Source organism: Streptomyces sp. PA03-5A (genome assembly GCF_033792725.1).
GTDB lineage: Bacteria > Actinomycetota > Actinomycetes > Streptomycetales > Streptomycetaceae > Actinacidiphila.
Map to the genome: position 1 here is coordinate 1 of NZ_JARAVL010000086.1, position 1281 is coordinate 1281.

At 72.1% G+C, this 1281-nt stretch carries 1 pseudogene; it reads left to right on the top strand.

The features are described 5' to 3' along the window. Positions 1 to 354: 354 nt before the first annotated feature. Positions 355 to 1281, top strand: a pseudogene (locus PV410_RS44580) (ABC transporter permease); the annotation flags it as partial.

Sequence of the window (1281 nt, forward strand, 5' to 3'; positions counted from 1 at the left end):
GGGCGTGCACCGCGGTGTCCCCGGCACCGAAGGTGCGCACCAGGTCCTCGACCACCACCATCGCCTCGGAGGCCGCCCCGTCGCCCCCCGGGCCCTCACACCGTTCCAGCAGTCCCTCGCTCATGCCCGCCAGCATAAGCGCCACCAAGCTGAGCCCCTGTTCACACGATGGAAACAAACGCAGGCTTAAGATGACGATGAGCATCCGATCGTGCGCCCACCCACTTTCGTGTGGCAATGGGGCAGTTGTTGGTCACGTCGTGGCATGGGCGTAGTCTGTGTCGCTCCCCCCGCTCGGCGGTGACCCGGTCGTGCACTCGCAACACACTGTTACGGGCATCGAGAACGGGGGGCATGGTGCCGGGCTTCGTTTTGCTGCGCCTGCGCGCGCACCGGCTGCTACTCGCTGCCGCATTGTTGTCCGTCGTCCTGACCACCTGCGCCGTGGCCACGCTGGCCGCGTTCAGCGCCGCGGTCGGGGACGCCGGACTGCGGCGCGCGCTTCAGGGGCCGTCGGCCGCCAGGACGCTGATCGACGTGACGTCCGAGGTGACGGACCAGGACGCCGGGCGGTTGGACTCCCGCGTGCGCAAGACCCTCGCGGGGGCCTATGACGGGCTGCCGGTGCGGGTCTCGTCCAGCACCCGCTCGGGCGCGTACGGGCTGCCGACGCGGCTGCGCCCGGCGGGTGCGTCGCGCTCGGACAATCCGGACCTCACGCTGCTCGCCACGTTCGACCGGTCCCGGGTGACCATGGTCGAGGGGACCTTCCCGGACGCGCCGCGGGCCGAAGGCCCGGTGCCGGTCGCGCTGCCCGACACGGCCGCGAAGGCGCTCGGCGTGGCGCCGGGGGATGTGATCACGCTCGCCGACCGGCGGAACGGGCCGTCGCTGCGCGTGCGGCTGACCGGCCTGTACCGGCCGGCCGATCCGTCCGCGCTGTACTGGCGGCTGGACCCGCTGGCCGGGCGCGGCGTGCGGACGCTGTCGTTCACCACCTACGGCCCGATGCTCACCGATCCCCGGGCGTTCGCGGCGGGCGCGGTGCCTGCGGCCGAGGTCCAGTGGACGGCGGGGGCCGACTTCTCCGCCGTGACCACCGCCCGCCTCGACCGCGTCGGCCAGGACGTCCGCCGGACGGTGGGCCAACTGGACGACAAGCAACTGAACGGGAAGACAACGGCGAGCAGTGAGCTGCCCGCCCTGGCGGCCGACCTGAGCCGCAACCTGCTGGTCAGCCGCTCGACGCTGCTCATCAGCGCATTGCAGCTGATCGTGCTC